Annotated in this window: 23 protein-coding genes; all 23 read right to left on the bottom strand. The window is 40.8% G+C overall.

From position 1 onward, the window contains the following. Positions 1 to 60: 60 nt before the first annotated feature. The 23 genes from pyrF to RR876_RS09615 all read right to left on the bottom strand — a co-directional run bounded on the left by pyrF (position 61) and on the right by RR876_RS09615 (position 17,999). The gene (gene pyrF / locus RR876_RS09725; RefSeq protein ID WP_171057611.1) at positions 61 to 756 is read right to left on the bottom strand and encodes an orotidine-5'-phosphate decarboxylase; all 696 of its coding nucleotides are present in this window, start codon (positions 754 to 756) and stop codon (positions 61 to 63) included. A gap of 224 nt (positions 757 to 980) precedes the next feature. Further along, positions 981 to 1,346, bottom strand: coding sequence for a LapA family protein (locus RR876_RS09720; protein ID WP_004696867.1), 366 nt, complete (start codon positions 1,344 to 1,346; stop codon positions 981 to 983). A 17-nt stretch (positions 1,347 to 1,363) separates the two neighbouring features. Further along, positions 1,364 to 1,669 carry an integration host factor subunit beta gene (locus tag RR876_RS09715; RefSeq protein ID WP_004696865.1) on the bottom strand — a complete coding sequence of 102 codons (306 nt, stop codon included), beginning with the start codon at positions 1,667 to 1,669 and terminating at the stop codon, positions 1,364 to 1,366. Between the two features lie 161 nt (positions 1,670 to 1,830). Further along, positions 1,831 to 3,507, bottom strand: coding sequence for a 30S ribosomal protein S1 (gene rpsA / locus RR876_RS09710; protein ID WP_004696863.1), 1,677 nt, complete (start codon positions 3,505 to 3,507; stop codon positions 1,831 to 1,833). Between the two features lie 113 nt (positions 3,508 to 3,620). Continuing rightward, on the bottom strand, positions 3,621 to 4,304 hold the full coding sequence (cmk, locus tag RR876_RS09705; protein ID WP_004984817.1) for a (d)CMP kinase: 684 nt from the start codon (positions 4,302 to 4,304) through the stop codon (positions 3,621 to 3,623). A 17-nt stretch (positions 4,305 to 4,321) separates the two neighbouring features. Then, the gene (locus tag RR876_RS09700) at positions 4,322 to 4,753 is read right to left on the bottom strand and encodes an SRPBCC family protein (RefSeq protein ID WP_004696860.1); all 432 of its coding nucleotides are present in this window, start codon (positions 4,751 to 4,753) and stop codon (positions 4,322 to 4,324) included. 75 nt (positions 4,754 to 4,828) lie between these two features. Continuing rightward, entirely contained in the window at positions 4,829 to 5,329 is a 501-nt protein-coding gene (gene tadA / locus RR876_RS09695) for a tRNA adenosine(34) deaminase TadA (protein WP_332477366.1), read from the bottom strand. 5 nt (positions 5,330 to 5,334) lie between these two features. Next, positions 5,335 to 6,456 (bottom strand): enoyl-CoA hydratase/isomerase family protein, encoded by a 1,122-nt coding sequence (locus tag RR876_RS09690; RefSeq protein WP_332477367.1) that lies wholly within the window; start codon positions 6,454 to 6,456, stop codon positions 5,335 to 5,337. Continuing rightward, complete coding sequence (ung, locus tag RR876_RS09685; protein WP_004696856.1) at positions 6,453 to 7,166, bottom strand: uracil-DNA glycosylase; 714 nt, start codon at positions 7,164 to 7,166, stop codon at positions 6,453 to 6,455. Before ung ends, RR876_RS09690 begins: the two co-directional genes overlap by 4 nt. Before the next feature lie 41 nt (positions 7,167 to 7,207). Next, positions 7,208 to 7,804, bottom strand: coding sequence for a 6-carboxytetrahydropterin synthase (locus RR876_RS09680; RefSeq protein ID WP_004696854.1), 597 nt, complete (start codon positions 7,802 to 7,804; stop codon positions 7,208 to 7,210). Between the two features lie 122 nt (positions 7,805 to 7,926). Further along, positions 7,927 to 8,877, bottom strand: coding sequence for a type II secretion system minor pseudopilin GspK (gspK, locus tag RR876_RS09675; RefSeq protein ID WP_332477368.1), 951 nt, complete (start codon positions 8,875 to 8,877; stop codon positions 7,927 to 7,929). A gap of 78 nt (positions 8,878 to 8,955) precedes the next feature. After that, positions 8,956 to 9,576: a type II secretion system minor pseudopilin GspJ gene (gene gspJ, locus RR876_RS09670; RefSeq protein WP_004984837.1), complete on the bottom strand. Its 621-nt coding sequence runs from the start codon at positions 9,574 to 9,576 to the stop codon at positions 8,956 to 8,958. Then, positions 9,573 to 9,974 (bottom strand): type II secretion system minor pseudopilin GspI, encoded by a 402-nt coding sequence (gspI, locus tag RR876_RS09665; RefSeq protein ID WP_332477369.1) that lies wholly within the window; start codon positions 9,972 to 9,974, stop codon positions 9,573 to 9,575. The genes gspJ and gspI overlap by 4 nt, the downstream gene beginning before the upstream one ends. 34 nt (positions 9,975 to 10,008) lie before the next feature. Continuing rightward, entirely contained in the window at positions 10,009 to 10,578 is a 570-nt protein-coding gene (locus tag RR876_RS09660) for a type II secretion system protein (RefSeq protein WP_332477370.1), read from the bottom strand. Positions 10,579 to 10,590: 12 nt separating this feature from the next. Beyond that, positions 10,591 to 11,205, bottom strand: coding sequence for a TetR/AcrR family transcriptional regulator (locus tag RR876_RS09655; RefSeq protein ID WP_004696845.1), 615 nt, complete (start codon positions 11,203 to 11,205; stop codon positions 10,591 to 10,593). Positions 11,206 to 11,250: 45 nt separating this feature from the next. Further along, positions 11,251 to 12,024 carry a TatD family hydrolase gene (locus RR876_RS09650; protein WP_332477371.1) on the bottom strand — a complete coding sequence of 258 codons (774 nt, stop codon included), beginning with the start codon at positions 12,022 to 12,024 and terminating at the stop codon, positions 11,251 to 11,253. Positions 12,025 to 12,050: 26 nt separating this feature from the next. Further along, on the bottom strand, positions 12,051 to 12,392 hold the full coding sequence (locus tag RR876_RS09645) for a PilZ domain-containing protein (RefSeq protein ID WP_078425021.1): 342 nt from the start codon (positions 12,390 to 12,392) through the stop codon (positions 12,051 to 12,053). Positions 12,393 to 12,406: 14 nt separating this feature from the next. Continuing rightward, entirely contained in the window at positions 12,407 to 13,390 is a 984-nt protein-coding gene (locus RR876_RS09640) for a DNA polymerase III subunit delta' C-terminal domain-containing protein (protein ID WP_332477372.1), read from the bottom strand. 19 nt (positions 13,391 to 13,409) lie between these two features. After that, positions 13,410 to 14,171, bottom strand: coding sequence for a 3-deoxy-manno-octulosonate cytidylyltransferase (gene kdsB / locus RR876_RS09635; RefSeq protein WP_332477373.1), 762 nt, complete (start codon positions 14,169 to 14,171; stop codon positions 13,410 to 13,412). Between the two features lie 8 nt (positions 14,172 to 14,179). Next, positions 14,180 to 15,184: a tetraacyldisaccharide 4'-kinase gene (gene lpxK / locus RR876_RS09630; RefSeq protein WP_332477374.1), complete on the bottom strand. Its 1,005-nt coding sequence runs from the start codon at positions 15,182 to 15,184 to the stop codon at positions 14,180 to 14,182. A gap of 3 nt (positions 15,185 to 15,187) precedes the next feature. Then, positions 15,188 to 16,915 (bottom strand): lipid A export permease/ATP-binding protein MsbA, encoded by a 1,728-nt coding sequence (msbA, locus tag RR876_RS09625; protein ID WP_078388679.1) that lies wholly within the window; start codon positions 16,913 to 16,915, stop codon positions 15,188 to 15,190. Then, positions 16,915 to 17,337, bottom strand: coding sequence for a biopolymer transporter ExbD (locus RR876_RS09620; RefSeq protein ID WP_004696832.1), 423 nt, complete (start codon positions 17,335 to 17,337; stop codon positions 16,915 to 16,917). The genes msbA and RR876_RS09620 overlap by 1 nt, the downstream gene beginning before the upstream one ends. Positions 17,338 to 17,345: 8 nt before the next feature. After that, positions 17,346 to 17,999, bottom strand: a complete 654-nt coding sequence (locus RR876_RS09615; RefSeq protein WP_332477375.1) for a MotA/TolQ/ExbB proton channel family protein — start codon at positions 17,997 to 17,999, stop codon at positions 17,346 to 17,348. Between the last annotated feature and the right edge of the window lie 3 nt (positions 18,000 to 18,002).

The following is an 18,002-nucleotide window of genomic DNA, read 5'->3' as shown; positions in this document are numbered from 1 at the left end:
TTAAAATTTAATCCATAAAAAAAGCCTTTCGAATGAAAGGCTTTTTAGATTTCTAGTCGCTTAAAGCGTCGCTAAAATATCTTTGAGCATCTGACACGGGTTTGCAGACTGCGTAATTGGTCGACCAATCACTAGATGTGTTGCACCGTCTAACATTGCTTGTTTTGGCGTTACGATACGCTTTTGGTCATCCGCACTTGAACCCTCAGGGCGGATGCCCGGTGTCACCAATGCAAACTCAGAACCTAAAGTCTCACGCAGCATTTTTGCTTCTTGCGCTGAACATACTACACCATCTAAACCACTGTCTTTAGTCAGTTTTGCTAAACGTTTGACTTGTTCAAATGGTTCAATATCCAGACCAATATCGGCTAAATCTTCACGGCCCATCGAGGTTAACACCGTTACCGCAATCAGCTGAGTGTTATAGTTACCCGCCTTTAAGCGCTCAACGCAGGTTTCCATCATTTTACGGCCACCTGAAGCATGGACATTTACCATCCAAACCCCCATATCTGCAGCAGCACATACCGCTTGCGCAGTCGTATTTGGAATATCGTGAAATTTTAGATCTAAAAAGACTTCAAAGCCTTCACCATGTAAAGCTTTAACAATAGATGAGCCTTCATGGGTAAATAATTCTTTACCGACTTTTACACGGCATAATTGAGGGTCTAATTGCCCAGCAATCGTCATTGCGTCATAATGACTTTTTGCATCTAAGGCAACAATAATACTCATGGGGAGACCCTTCAAACTCACAAAATTATGGCATTATACGGATTAAGCCTAAAACGACCAAGACTATTTTTCTAAAAACCATTTAAAATTCAAACTAAGTTCTTTATTCATATACTTTTTATATAGTTATCAATATTTTATAACACAATAAAAAACGCCTTTGGCTATATATCCAAAGGCGTTTAAATCAAACTTGCTTCAATACTTGGTAAGATAAAAACCTTACTTGATATTGTGGCTTAAAGCGGTGTAGATGGACGATCATTAGGATTGATGTCTAACACCGTTTTCTCATGTCTTGTATGTGCTGCAGCTTCAGCAGCAGCCAGCTGAGCAGATTGAATCTGCTCTTTACGAAGGTGATCAATGTCTTTACGTAGTCGCTTAATTTCCCAACCTTTCTGGAATACACGAAATACCTGAACACCAATTAACAAACCCAACACAATTCCTAAAGCCATTGTTAATAATAACAATAGACCTAAACGCATTGCTGGAACCTGTATAAACAACAGATCAACGGTTAGCTCAGTTCCGTTTTGTAGTACCAAAGCTAGGCAGTAGCCAAACAGTACAATTAATAATGCGAATAATACGTAACGCATAAGCACCCCAATAAATTTTATTCGCCTGCAGTCTCGTTTACTGCATCACGTAATGCTTTACCTGGTTTGAAATGTGGAACAGCTTTAGCAGCCACTTCTACCGACTTACCCGTTTTAGGATTACGCCCAACTCGAGGTTCACGGTGATGGAGTGCAAAACTACCAAAACCACGAATTTCAATACGATTATCAGAAGACAAAGATGCAATCATTTGATCAATCATAATCTTAACAGCTTCTTCCACTAATGGCTCTGCTAAGTGCGGGTTTTTAAGAGAAATACGCTCTATTAAGTCAGACTTATTAAGTGCTTCAGTAGTCATCTGCGACCTCTTTAATTATCAAGCTACCTTGTAGATAGATTGATAATAACCTGTTTAAATACAAAACGGTAGCGTAATAAGTGAATACTACGCTACCGTTTATTGTATTTGTGTAAAAAGTATTAGTTAACTTACATTAACAATACAATTCAAACATCTACTTAGTTGCCCATTTGAGCTTTGATCAAATCACCAATAGTCTTAGGACCATTGTCTTGACCAGTAGTTGCTGTCTTCAAGTTAGCAACTGCTTCTTTCTCTTCAGCTTCGTCTTTCGCTTTGATAGACAAGTTGATAGAGCGAGATTTACGATCTACGTTGATGATTTTCGCTTCAACTTCTTGACCAACTTCAAGGAACTTAGTTGCATCTTCAACGCGGTCGCGGTTGATTTCAGATGCTTTAAGAGTCGCTTCAACTTCGTCAGCTAACTTAAGTGTTGCGCCACGAGCGTCAACAGCAGTTACAGTACCTTTTACAAGCGCACCGCGTTCGTTAGCAGCTAAGAAATCGTTGAACGGATCGCTGTTCATTTGCTTGATGCCAAGGCTGATACGGTTGCCTTCAGCGTCTACAGACAAGATAACCGCTTCAACTGTGTCACCTTTCTTGTAACGACGGATAGCTTCTTCGCCTTGTTCGTTCCAAGAAATATCAGACAAGTGAACTAGACCATCGATACCACCTGGTAAACCGATGAAGATACCGAAGTCAGTAATTGACTTGATAGTACCTGAAACTTTTTCACCTTTGTCGTGGTTCTTAGCAAACTCTTCCCATGGGTTAGCACGAGTTTGTTTGATACCAAGAGAAATACGACGACGCTCTTCGTCAACTTCAAGAACCATAACATCAACTTCGTCACCAATCTGAACAACTTTAGATGGGTGGATGTTTTTGTTAGTGTGGTCCATTTCAGAAACGTGTACTAAACCTTCAACGCCTTCAGCGATTTCTGCAAAACAGCCGTAGTCAGTTAAGTTAGTTACGCGAGCTTTAACGATTGAACCTTTAGGGTAACGGTTCATGATCGCTAACCATGGATCTTCGCCTAATTGCTTAAGACCTAAAGATACGCGGTTACGTTCTTTGTCAAACTTAAGTACTTTAACAGTAACTTCTTGACCAACTTCAACAACTTCTGATGGATGCTTGATACGCTTCCAAGCCATGTCAGTGATGTGAAGAAGACCATCAATACCGCCAAGGTCAACGAATGCGCCGTAGTCAGTAAGATTTTTGATAGTACCAGTAACTGTTTGACCTTCTTCAAGCTGAGCAAGAAGAGCTTCACGGTCAGCTGAAGATTCAGCTTCCATAACAGCACGACGAGATACAACAACGTTGTTACGTTTAGCATCAAGTTTGATTACTTTAAATTCTAACTCTTTGCCTTCTAAGTGAGTAGTATCACGAATAGGACGAGTATCAACTAAAGAACCTGGAAGGAACGCACGAACTGGACCGATGTCAACAGTGAAACCGCCTTTAACTTTACCAGAGATAACACCAGTAACGATTTCGCCGTCTTCAAAGATTTTTTCAAGTTTAGTCCAAGTTTCAGCACGTTTCGCTTTTTCACGTGATAAAACTGTTTGACCCATGCCGTTGTCAAGCGCTTCAACAACAACATCAACAGTGTCGCCAACTTGAACTTCAAGTTCGCGTTGTTCATTTAAGAATTCAGCGCGGTCAACAATACCTTCTGATTTAAGGCCAGTGTCAACTGTTACCCAATCAGAATCGATGTTTACTACAACGCCTTGGATGACAGCACCCTTTTCAACGTTGAGGTTTAATTCGCTTTCTTCAAAGAGGGCTGCAAAAGATTCGGTCATGATATACCTGATAAAGTCAGCGGTCTTGGATCAGACAAGGCCGGTTTAGTTAAGCGTCTACATAGTCCATTTTGAACTGATCAAGCTATGCTTCTGCTGAATATAAAAATTCGTTAGTTTGCTAATTGCTTATCGATATAAGCCGTCATAAGCTGAAATACCTCATCAATGTTCAATTCAGAACTATCAATGATGTAGGCATCAGCTGCTGGTCTGAGTGGAGCAACTTCGCGCTCCATGTCACGTTTATCACGCGCCTCAATATTAGCTAAAATATCGTTTATTTTAGCATCCAGCCCCATACCCTGCAACTGCTTTACTCTGCGTTCAGCACGAGATTGGGCTGAAGCGGTTAAATAAATCTTGGCTTGAGCCTCTGGAAAGATGGATGTGGCCATGTCTCGGCCATCTGCAACCAATCCTGGTGCTTGTGCAAAAGCATGCTGGCGATCGACCAGTGCAGCTCTAAGCTCAGGAATTGTTGCAACTTTTGATGCAAACTCACCAACCCGTTCAGTTCGAATGGTTTGACTAACATCTTCACCATTAAGCAAGACTTGTGTGCCTTGTGCAGAGCTTAAAAATTGTATGTCTAAATGTTTAGCAATTTCGACACATTGACTCAGTTCGCTTGACAAAGCATCTAACAAATCCTGTTGATGCAATGACAGGCCCAACAAGCGATATAACGCTCCCGAATCAAGTAAATGAAATTGATAATGAGCTGCTATTTTTGCAGCCAGTGTGCCCTTACCCGAACCACTTGGACCATCAATTGTGATTATTTGAACTGTCATTGCTTACCCAAAGTTTGTTATACAGATTTAGCGAGTTTTGAAAAACCTAGTTTAATCGCAGATTTAAGCTGTGCAAGGATTAATTTACTTACAAAAGGTGCACGTGCCTGTAATTCAATCGTATAGGTCACTAACGTTTTATTCGAATCAATCGGCTCAAACTCAATAATACCCAAATGATGTTTAATGAGTGGATTTTTAATAATCTTGTATTCAATGCGCTCATTCACATTCATTAATGTAATTTGCTCTTGCAACGGTTTAATTGGCCCAAACCCCATACGGCGTACAGAACCAAGTCCATCCGGACGTTCTGGATCTGCTGAATCTTTCACTCGCACCACTTGAACTGGTGCAAAAGCGACGTTATACGTTGAGTGTTTAGAAAGTAGATCAAACACCTGCTCTACGGGTGCATTAAATTCTTTTTTAATCTGAATATTATTCATGGTTGTTCCAGCGCCTTATTTGACAATAATTATTGTCATTTCATTTTACATGAAATTATTATTTTACGAATTCATTCATCCCTTTTCTTGTAGACGGGATAGTCGCTTTTGTTCGCGGCGCATTTTAAAAAAGTGACTGAGCTGCTGTGAGCATTGCTCATGTAAACAACCTGACTCAACCAAGAACTGATGATTATAATAACCCGTTTCAAATAATTTACGTGCACTTATAAGAGAGCCCGCTTTCGGTTCTGTCGCACCAAATACCACTTTTGAAACGCGTGCATGCACCAAAGCGCCCACGCACATAGTACAAGGCTCAAGTGTCACATACATGACCGCATCATCAGGTAAACGATAGTTTTGTATATTTTGACAGGCATCGCGCAGTGCTTGAACCTCAGCATGTGCGGTAGGATCATTTAGCGTAATAGGCGCATTAAAGCCCGAACCAATAATTTTATTTTGACTCACAATGACTGCCCCAACCGGGACTTCACCTTTTGACGCTGCAATAGCAGCCTGCTCTAAAGCAAGCTGCATCCATTCACTATCTGTTTTTAAAACATCAGTCATAAAGATTAGATTACATCGTAATGTTTAAGGAGTTCATTCCAGCTTTCAATACTCGTTGTCGGTGGATTACCAGCAAAAATACCCTTCAAGCTGTTACTAGCCCCTTGTTTCCATGCTGGTGACAAGTCTTTATCCACTAAACGCGCACGCACACCCTCAACAAAGTCTGCATGACGAATTTTCCAGTCCGAAATTTGCGTTTCAAGCTCAAACACTTCATTCCAAGAATGAACCTGCTTGCCCCACTGCCATAGCAACCATGTTAGTGCAGCAGTTGTTGGTGAGCCTTTTTGCAAGTTCTCGCTGGCTTGACGAAGCCAATCACTACGTGCATCACTTAAACCAACAATAGCATCATAATCATGCTCGAAGTTCACACCACGACACACACTATGAATGACATCCAAAGAGTTCTGTAATGGGCCTGGACCTACCGGACGATGCATACTGTTTAATGTGTCATCAATGGCCCTAAAATCACCCGCAGGATAATGGTTCCAGTCAATATTGATGACTTTCTCAAGCACCGTATTGCGCTGTGCATCACAGATATGTGTTGCCCAACCAATACCATATGCGCCCGCAGCCGTCATGATTGAACCCGTTAAGCCCGTGAACAAACCAATTGCTCCACGATCCGCCAAGAAACGCGTTGCACCCACATCTGGGTACAAACCAATATTAATTTCAGGCATCGCTAAACGTGAATGCGGTGTCACCAAACGGAATGGCGCTGCCATAAACAGACCCAAACCGCCACCCATGACATAACCTTCACCCCATACCAAGACAGGCTTAGCATAGTTGTGTAGTAATAAATCTAAAGCATATTCTTGCTCAAAGAATTGATTGGCTGTTTCAACTTCATCATTAATAACCAGTTGACGAAGTTTACGTACATCACCACCCGCACAGAATGCTTTTGGTGTGGTTGAATCCAACCAAATGGCTTTTACTGCGTCATCATTATGAAAATCTTGAAACACTTCAAATAAAGCTGAAACAATCGTTTCATCTAAAGCGTGAAGTGATTTTGGTCTATTCAGACGAACAATGCGCCAACCATTTTTTGCTTCTTCTACAATCAAATCTGGATGGTAGTTTTTAGAAACGGGAGAATATGTCATGCGTCCAGCTGCCAATCTATAGGCTCAATGCCATGTTGTTTAAGATAATTATTGGATTTTGAGAAAACTTTACAACCGAAGAATCCACCACGGTTTGCTGCTAAAGGTGACGGATGTGCCGCCTTTAACACCAAATGCTTTTCTTGATCAATCCGTTGTCCTTTCCGCTGCGCATATGCTCCCCAAAGAATAAAAACAATATGCTCGCGCTGTTCATTTAAAACATCAATCACATGATCGGTAAAATCTTCCCAACCTTGTTTTTGATGTGATGTGGGTTGACCAGCTTCAACGGTTAATACACTGTTCAACAGCAAAACACCTTGCTGCGCCCAACGAGTTAAATCCCCATGTTTAGGAATATCAATTCCTAAATCTTTATTTAACTCATGGAAAATATTACGTAAAGATGGTGGTAAAGCAAGCCCCTTTTGCACAGAGAAACTGAGCCCATGTGCCTGATTCGGCCCATGATATGGGTCTTGTCCGAGTATTACCACTTTTACATTCGCCAAAGGCGTCGTATTAAATGCATTAAAAATCAGCGCATTTGGCGGATAAATCACTTTATTCGCTTTTATTTCTGTAACAAGAAACTGCTTTAACGCATCCATCTTAGTACTAAGCAAAAAGTCACTTAATCCATGTTTCCAACTGGCATCCAGCTGAATTTTATCAAGCTTGGTTTGCTGTTGTTCTGTTAAAGACATACTTGCGCCTTATTCCCTTACTGTATATTCCGTGACAAATTTCACAGTTTGACTTGCAATTCTACATTCGGATTGTGAAATTGGATACCTTCTTTTAATTTGGTATACATTTCAGTGTCCGCCCATTCCGCTTGGATTTGTTCTGAAAACTCGATCTGGCTTAAATCTAAAAGCCCCATCTGTGTATTTTCAATATCTTCAATAAAACTCTGCGCATAGCCCGTATCAGTCTCATGCACAATCACAGAGTACACTTCTACATCACCCTCACCGTTTTGAGTCACGGTCGACGCGAGTACTTGCTGTGCAAGATAAAAGAAAATACGTGAAAATTGTTCAGCCGATGGCGAAACAGGCAGTGACACCCAACGCGCACTAAATGTTTTACATGCTTGGATATATTCTGGATCATCGTTTTGCCAAAAACAAATCGCATGATCAAAAGAGTCATAAAGGTCTTTAATCACCCCTTTCAGCAAGCCAAAGTCATAAACCATTTGACCATGATCTAATTTCGACGCTTTTAGGAGTAATTCAACTTTATAGCTATGACCATGAATGGAGCGTTTACAACGATCCGATGTACAGTTGCGTACAATATGGGCATTTTCAAACTTAAATAACTTACGAATTAACATATGCCGTAATGCAATCAAACTTTCTGAGAATTGACTTTAATTATAAAGCAAAAGTAAACCTATGCTCATTTATTTTATTGTTCAATCCAATTGGTAAATCATATCAGCCTTACATTTAGCCTTTAAAAAGGTGACATACTCCGATAAGCCACATATACCGCTTGATCTTTTCGCACCAAATCACTACTAAACTGACGCTTACGCTCACTCAGCAGCACTTCAATTCTGGCTTTAAAATAGTTCGATTGAACTCCGAGAAAATCATTAACAGCAGCCCGCTGAGCCTCGTCCACTTGTTTAAATGGATCAACCTCCCACAGTTCATTAACATTGGAAAAATGCTCCAAATTGGCCTGTCTTTGCTTTTGTAAATTTTGAATAGCAAATACATCCAACTTAGGATCAATGCTAGCCAACACCAGTGCATGTGCAGTATTTACATTCACCTTTAATTCATTACTCGGTAAAGCACTCACATAAGGTGCAATCAGTTGATAATTGCGCCCCTCAAACCCCCGCACCAACTTCAACTGTTCAACATTATAAAAAGCACGATTTGATGCCAGATAACCCTGAGCTAAACTTTGATAATATGCAGATTCAGCCCCCATCGGCCCACTGACTTCATCGTCCTCATCTTGCCAATCAATCACTGCTTCTGAAAGTTGTGCAGGCAATCCAACACGTACCAACAGCTTTTCAAACCAAAGTTTTGCAGCTTCATTCGGCTTTTTATCCGACTTTACTAAAGCATTTAAATTAAATTTTCCCGACTCATCTTCTAAACGCCCAGAAATAAAACCATCTTCCACTGGAAAAGCAGGCATGGGCTTTGCCCACGTTTCTTGTAGATGATCGACCTCTGCTGCATTTTGAGCATCATCCACCAATAACTCAGAAAAAAAAGCTTCAGCACTTTTTGCATATAACAGAGCTTGGTTTTGTCGCATTAAATAGGCTGTACTCTCTGCGGTATTACGCTGATGTTTCGCAATCGTAGCCGCGAGGATGGTTGCTAAAGCTACCATCACCAAAATAGTGATCAATGCAATGCCATGCTGAGAGCGCTTCAAAACATCCACCTATTTACAACGAATACATTTAAGGAAAAATGTTTTTGCATAGAGTCCGTGAGTTTCATATCCTGCAACTTAATTTTTTTGTTTTAAAAAGTCTGTATTTAATAAACTAAACACCCATTCATAACTCACTTCATTGACAGTGAGGTTTATTTTTAAACCGCGCGGTAGTATTTTTGCCTGAGTCACATCATTTTCACTCAATGCCACCTCGGGCCATTGTGCCATTTCATTGGGATTGAGTAACATAATTTGAAATTGATCAACTGAATCAAGTAAAACACTGGTTTCAGGTTGATCATTACCGGTTTGATTTAAATTTTTATATTTATAACGGTACAGTTTTTTTTCATCTGCTTTATAAATATATTCAACTCGCTCTTCAGGCGGTATGCCTTGCATCAAAGGATCAGTCACGCCAGTTTTACTAAAGGTCAACTGACCATTTTGCAACATGACTGCGGGTTGAACCTGCCCCGCAACATTGGCAGTAATTGGTACAATTTGCACCGTGTCACGTAACACTTGTTGATATGCTTCTTGTAGCTGACCTAAGCGCTGTTCATGTTGGGTATTACGCTCTTTAATCTTGATCAGATAATCAAAAACCTTCCAACCCAAAGCTGAAAGCACAGCAAAAATCGCGATTGCCACCAACAACTCAACCAAAGTAAAGCCTGAGCGTTTTGTCATGGTTGGCTTCCATCACGATGGTTAAAAAAAACTAAACTCGTAACACCCGAATCTACTTTTCCAGTTTCAGTATTCACCAAGCTCACCTGTACATTGACGCGTTGCACATTAGTACTGATCGTTGCCTGCGCAGATTTATCAATTTGCCAAGTTTCACCTTGTTGGGTGATTTGTTTAGAGGCCGTGCCTTGTAGCCAATCACGATTGATTTCCATCATAGAAATTTCATTCAAGGCAACAAATTGTGCCTTGGTACGCAAGATGGCATGGGCTGTAGACTGAGTATATTGCATACCCACTTTGGTTAAAGCGACCGCTGCTGTAGCAAAAATAGCCAGAGCCACCATCACTTCCAGTAACGTAAATCCTGAGCGAGGATTAATGAAATAGCATTCCATTCGAGCGCAAGCCGGCAGGCTCTTCTTTAAATCTTTAGCTCGCATTTATTTTACCCAAATGATCAATTTCAATTTCTGCACCCACGGGCTCATTGGCATAATAAAATTGAATACGAACAGGTTTTGCTTCACCATTCCCCAACCAAATCAGTTTAGGTGCATTCTCTTGGGTTAAATCATCGTTCCGGGCTTGGGAAACATCATAATCTAAGGATTGCACCGCAAAAGAAACATTTTTAGCTAAAATTTGCTGCGGGAACTCATTATATTTTTGCCATTTTTGTTGATTCAGCATTGCATTATGTTGTTGTTCTGTTGGTATGCTGAATTGAGGGTTTTTATATTCAACAACAGTATAAGAAAAATCAGCCACATCGGTCGCAGGATGAACCTCTAGTGCCAAAACACGTGCTTGATCATTTGCCTCACGTGCAATTTTCTGCACATCCATGATAAAAAAATCACGGGCTTGCGCTGCTTTACGTTGATCGACACCATTGATATTCAACATCACCAATGACGCCAAAATGGCCATAATAACAATAACCACCATCAATTCAACCAGTGTAAATCCTTGAATCCTTGAGGGTGGTTTCTGTTTCATACATCCTATCCGCTAAGCAAGATATCCTGCTGCGCCCGTTTGTTTAGGCATCGCCAGAGCTTGGTCAATGTAAGCCACGCGCAAAGTATCACGCGAGCCCAAATACCGTTGATAAAAACTAGAGTTCAAAATCGCTGCGGCACCATGCGTCAAAGACCAAATAGATGCCAAATAATCACGTACTGTCATTTGACTCTCTATCGATTCTAAATACCGTTCGGTCATACGAATAATTAAACGTAGACGTTGCTTTCGAATTTGATAAAGTTCAGTAAATAAATGATAGATCCCAACACCAGTGGTCGATAATCGCTCTTCTATTTGATGAAACAACACCGTGCGTTCAGGATGATGCAAATGATGTAACATAAAAAAAGCAAGATGTTCAGGGAACTGCTTATCTGTATCTTTAATCATTTCAAGCAACATTTGCTCATTACGAATAATGAGCAACATATAGAGTTCATCTTTACTTTGAAAATGTTTATAAAGCGTACCTTTTGCTAGATCTAATTCTGCTGCCAATGCATCAAGGGTCATCCCTGCTTCGCCATTTTCTAAAAGCAACTGTTCAGCCACTTGGAAAATTAACGCTTCTCTTGCTCGAAACTGAGCCTGACGATCCATTTTCACCCTAGTACTCTCTTATACGCTTTTATCGTTTCAATTTATTTACTTCATGTTGAGAAGGTTTTCAAAGTTCTGTGTTGTGATGAAAGCCATCTCTTCTAAGGACTTATCATATACATCTGCCAAGGCTTTGGCTACATAAGGAACATACTTTGGCTCATTAGACTTTCCTCTATACGGCATCGGTGCTAAATAAGGACTATCCGTCTCAATTAATAAGCGATCTAAAGGAACTTGCTTCGCCACATCTCGCAGGTCTTGCGCATTTTTAAAAGATACAATCCCTGAAAATGACACATAATAACCGCAGTCTAAAACAGCTTTGGCTGTTTCCCAGTCTTCTGTAAAGCAATGCAAAATTCCATGGGTCGATTTTTCAGCACGAATAATATCGACAGTATCGTACTTGGCAGAACGGGTATGCACAACAACTGGTTTTTTTACGGCTTGTGAAGCATGAATATGTCGTGCAAAACAGTCTTTTTGCTCAGCAATGAAATCTGTACTATGAAAATAATCGAGCCCAGTCTCACCAATTGCCCAAACTTTTTCAGGCTGCGCCAACTCAATTAAATAGTCTGTGGTCGCGCGGGCCATGGTTTCAGGATCTTCACAAGGATGCACCCCGACGCTATAGCCTACATCGTCATGCCGTGCCGCAATTTTTGCGAGCTCAATATGATCATCAATATCAACCGAGATACTCATAAAGCGATGAACGCCCGCTGCACGTGCTTGCGCTAATGCTAAATCCAAATCCCCATCATAAGGGGTTAAATCCAGCATGGTTAAATGGCAGTGTGTATCTACAAACACAGGCGTTTCCTACTTCATGTACTTAATTACATAGTGTAACTAGTTCGCCCTTCAGACTTAAGACCTGCAAGCAACTTTTCCGCTTCTGATTTGTAATAAATCCCTTTCTCCCCAGAAAGTTGAATACCAAATCCTTGCAGTTTGATTCCATTTTGCTTTTGCGAGATCCAAATCACTTTACCTGTTAGAGGGATTTTCTGTGCTTGCTCTGGTAATGTTGCCAAAACAAAGACTTCCTCCCCCATTTTTACAGGTTGCTTGGATGGAATAAATAAACCACCACCAACCACAAAAGGCATGTAACTTGCATATAACGTTGCTTTATCTGGAATATTGGCTTGAATGATTCCGCCCATACGTGGTTGCATAAAATTCCCCTGTTTTAAACATCCATCAACCGAATACACAATTGGTCGAGCACTAAATTAGTTTGTACGTTTTGTTCAATATATTGTTTTGACTGTTGCAACTCGGCGTAAATTGAAAACAAAGTTTCAAGTGAATACCGTTCTGCCAGCACACTGAAATCCAAATCAGTGTTTTTTAACTGCTGATTTAGCTTGACACAAATCAAATCTGACAACAAGTACTCAAACATTTGACTAAAATCACTAAATGCGAGTGCTTTATTCCACTTAGTCGCAATTGCCATCGGCATATTTTTATCCATCACCAACTTTTGCCAATCCTTTAAAAATTCAGCACGTTGAGGAATCCATTCACTCTCGGACAATGTAATTGCCTGCAACGGCATATGATTGGACAAATTCATCAACAAATGTTGTTGTGCCAAATCGCTATGGGGCAAATGCTGATTTAAAAATTGCTCTGCTTGCTGTTCATTAATGCGATCCAAAGCAAAATGTTGCAAACGACTGCGAATGGTTGCAGGCAGTTTTAAATAATGATCTGCCAATAAAATGATAAGTACACGATCCCCAGGTTCTTCAAGCGTTTTCAATAAAGCGTTAGCTGAAGCTGTGTTCAAAGCCTCAGCAGGTTCAATAATAATAACGCGCCAACCGTCTACCGTTTGCTGTACAAAAGGCAGCAGATCACGAATTTTCTCAATTTTGATTTTGGCATTTTGTTTCTTATTGTCTTCATCTGTACTGATATGCACATAATTGGGATGTGTATTCGCCTTTAACCACTGACAACTTCCACACCCCCCACAGGCCAAATGATTTGGTTGCCGCTTAGCGCATAAGACCCAAGTAAGGAACTGCTCAGCAAAAGTCTCTTTACCACAACCTTTTTTGCCATAAAACAATAAGCCATGACCAATATTGGGAAATCGCGCGGTTAAAGTTTCCCAAATATTTTGATGCCACGGATAAATCTGCTCAGGCAGCGTTTGTTTCATGTAGATGACCTAAGTTCTATTATGCAAAATGAGCCACATCCATGGCATTTAAACGATCTAAATCCTCTTGTGTATCCACACCTGGTGGTAAGTTCGCTTCTGCGATATCAATGGCAATACGATGTCCATTTTCCAAAACACGCAGTTGCTCTAAGCTTTCAAGCTTTTCAAGTGTGCCCATATCCCATGTCACATATTCTTGAAGTAATTTCACTCGGTAAGCATACAAACCCAAATGACGGAAGGCTTGATTATGCAACGTTTGTTCCACTTGTTTTGCAGCATCACGGTCATATGGAATAGTGGCGCGACTAAAGTAAAGTGCTTGTTTGTACTTTGACATCACCACTTTAACAATACTGTCGCGTTTAAATTCATCTAACTGGTGAATTGGTTCGCACAAGGTCGACATTGAACAATCGGCTTGTGACTCTAAAAGTTGCGCGACTTGCTTGACCAAAGCCGCTGGCAATAAAGGCTCATCACCTTGAACATTAACAATGATATCTTCGCTGGCCCAGCCCTTAATTTTTGCCACTTCACTTAGACGGTCTGTTCCCGAAGGATGATCCGCTGAGGTCAACACCACATCCACGCCTTCAGCCATGCAAAGGTCATAAATTCGCTGATCATCCGTTGCAACGCAGAGATCATCAAAACCTTCCACTTTCTTCGCCTGATCAACGACCCGTAATATCATTTCACGGCCATGAATTTTAAGGAGTGGTTTTCCAGATAAACGTGTGCTTGCGAAACGCGCAGGAATAACAATATGCTTCATAAAAGACCTTAAGAAATTTTAATACCTACAGCGGCGAGCTGTTGATGTAAGGTGTCATAACACGCCGTCGATAACACTGCATCGACAGGAACAACCCAAATATCGCGGGCAAAACTAGGATTTTGTTTGAGCAACGCTAAAATTTTCACTGCATCTTTTTCAGTGGTAATAATAGGATTGGCATCATCAAAGACCAAATCCTCTAACTCATATTCATAATGATCGGCAAACTCATGACACTGGAACTGCTGCACTCCCATACTCTCTAAAGTACGATAAAAGCGCTGCGGAAACCCGATCCCCACGACCGCATAAAAATCATCTTGCGGATTGAATGCTTTTGCTTCAGTACTATTCAACAGGTAAGGCTCTGCAACTTCTAAGTGCATGTGCATACTACGTGTAGGATGATCTGCATGTTCGATCACTATGCCTTGATCCAGTCTAGACTTTGGCTCTCGTAAATAACCTTCGGGCAATAACTTTTCATTGCCTAGTCCACGATTATTATCTAGGACAATCCATTCAATTTGGCGATTCAATGCCCAATGTTGCAGTCCATCATCACTAATGATCAGATCAATGGGATAGTGAGATAAAAGCAGTTCAATGCTTTCTTGGCGATTTGGACCCACTGCCATCGGTACATCAGTAGATTGCACGATGAGAGTTGGCTCATCACCTACCGTTTCAGGCAATGAGTTGAGATCCACCATCGTTGGAAATGGGCCCTTGGCACCATAACCACGACTGATTACACCCACTCGAATATTTTTACTTTGCAAATAACTCACTAAGTGAATAAGCAGAGGAGTTTTACCACTCCCACCCACAGTAATATTACCAATCACCATGACAGGTACAGGAGCCGTATAGGCTTTTTTAATATTGCACCGATACAAACTACGGTTTAAAAGAAAACCGCCTCGATATAACCAAGACAGCGGACGAAGCACAATTAACCACTTTGCCTGTGAGTTCCAAGCATCCTGAATAAACTGTGCACCTGACATGACTTAGTTTTCCTCAAAATTACGCTGATGGAGTTGATAGTAAGCACCCTGCTTTGCAATAAGTTCAGCATGTGTACCTTGCTCTACTATACGCCCTTTATCCATCACCACAATACGGTCTGCATTTTCAATGGTTGATAATCTATGTGCAATCACAATTGTGGTACGATCTCGCATTGCGGCATCGAAGGCACGCTGAATGAAGTACTCTGATTCATTATCAAGCGCGCTGGTGGCTTCATCCAATATCAATACAGGCGCATTTTTCAAAATCGCACGAGCAATGGCTATACGTTGACGTTGACCGCCCGATAAATTGAGACCTTGTGCACCTAACTTAGTGTTGTAGCCTTGTGGCAAAGCCATAATGAAGTCATGCGCATAGGCCGCTTTTGCTGCTGCAATCACCTCTTCATCAGAAGCATTTTCAAGCTGCCCATAAGCAATATTGTCACGTACAGTGCGGTTAAATAAAACCACTTGCTGATTTACCATTGCCACTTGGGTACGCAGGCTATTGATTTCAATATCGTGAATATCAATACCATCAAAGAGGATTTGACCCGAGGTCGTATCTTGAAAACGTACCAGTAAATTTACTAGAGACGTTTTACCAGCACCAGAGCGCCCCACTAAAGCAATCGTCTCACCCTCTTTGACGCTTAGATTAAAATCATGCAGTGCTTGATAGCCATCCACATAAACTAAGTTCACATCTTTAAAGTCGATATTACCTTTCAACACTGGAGTTAAAGTGCCAGTATTTTTTTCTTCAGGCAGATCTAAAATTTCAAAAACTGAATGTGCTGCTGCCATGCCCCGTTGAATTTTTTCATTCACGTCAGTCAACGCTTTAATTGGCCTACTCAACATGCCTGCTGCAGTAATATACGCCACAAATTGACCCGCGCTGGTATCTTGCAGTATTTCTGGGCGTAGTGCGATCCACATCACAATACTCAGAGCAATTGACATAATCAACTGTACAATTGGACTATTGAGCTGTTGCACAACCACCATTTTCAAACCGCGTCGTAAATTCTCCAATGAGGTATCTTTAAAACGTTGTTGCTCATACCCTTGACCACCAAAGCCTTTCACCACCAAGTGACCATTGACTGTCTCTTGTACCACGTGATTGACATCCCCCATGGTGTCTTGGACTTGAATGGAAAGCTTACGCATACGCTTTGCTGCTTTACGAATAAGCAAACCTATCAGTGGCGCAAAAATCAAAATACACAAAGTCAGACGCCAGTTGCTATATATAAGGTAACCGAGCAATGCAAGAGTGATTAGACCTTGCTGAACAATAGTTCTTAATGACTCTGTAGATGCGGCTGTAAGCTGCTCCACGTTATACATAATTTTCGCAGTGATATGACCACTGTTATTGTCCAGATAATACTGCGAGGGAAGACGCAATAATTTGGCAAAGACTTCTTGGCGAATATTAAAGACCAAGTTTCTGGAAATGACCGCTGTAAAGTAGCCTCCCATGAACAAACCCAGCCCACGAAAGAACATTACCACAACAACCAAAATTGGGAACAATGTCGTAAAACCTTGATCACGGTGTTGAATCGCTTCAATAATTTTTTCAAGTAATTTAGCGACAGAAACTTCTGTCGCCGCATTCATAGCAAAACCAATCACCACAAGAATCGCTACGCCCCAATACGGTTTTAAATAGCTCAGTAGACGTAGATAAACTTTTAAATCGTGTTTCACTAATAACCTCGAGAAGGCACTTTGGTACTAATATTGATATTTACAAATCCCAACTGACCTGCTACATCCATCACACGAATCACATCCTGATGGGTTGCTTTTGCATCTGCAGCAATCACAAACATTAGATCACGACGGTCATTGGAAATCTGTTTAATTGCGGTATTTAATTCTGAAACATCTTTCGATGCAATAGACTGACCATTAATTGAATAATGCCCTGTGGAATCTACCACCACTTCAATTTTATGATCAAATGTTTTCGGTGGAACACCTTGCGCATCAGGCAAGGTTAAATTCATACGACTAAATTGATTGAATGTGGTGGTCAGCAATAAAAACACCAAAATAAATAATAAGCAATCAATCATTGGTGTCAGGTTAATATGAACATCTTCAACTTGCGAGCGTTTGAATTTCATACTTCACCTTAGCTCGCTTGTTTCACAACAACATCATCTTGGTTTTCAAGCATAGTTTCTGTTTGCTTATAAAATAAAGCCGCATGAAACAAAGTCGATTGCTGTTCTAATTCAGCAACATACTCTTGAACTAAACGCTGAAAATAACGATATGCAAATAGTGCAGGAATCGCAATGAACATTCCTGCCGCAGTTGTAATCAGTGCTTTAGAAATCCCCGGAATCATCAGTGTTGGATTACTACTATTCCCAATATCAATCATTAAAAATGACTCGATAATCCCGAGTACCGTTCCCAATAATCCTAAAAGAGGCGCGACAGCACTCAATGTTCCCAAAAAATTGATGTTTTTTTCAAGATAACCAATTTCCTGAGAGGCTATTGCTTCCATCTGCGCACGTGCAAACTGTTCACCTTGTGCCTTACTTTGATAACCAGCTTCCAAAATACGACCTAATGTCGTTGCCTTTAAATCTTGATTTTGTTTAAGTTTAGGCAAAATCATTTGTACGCTTTGCGTTGGGCCTAATAGCAAATCTTTCGGTAAAATAGTGGATTTCTTCAAGCGAATAAAACGCTCTAAACTAATCGCAACAGTAAAGATCGAACAGAGAACAAGGGGCAGCATAAGCCACCCACCTGCTTTGACCAATTCCCACATAAC

The sequence above is a fragment of the Acinetobacter sp. genome (assembly GCF_036666595.1).
Classification (GTDB): Bacteria; Pseudomonadota; Gammaproteobacteria; order Pseudomonadales; family Moraxellaceae; genus Acinetobacter.
Note: the sequence above shows the minus strand (reverse complement) of the source record. Positions and strands in the feature narration are given on the sequence as shown.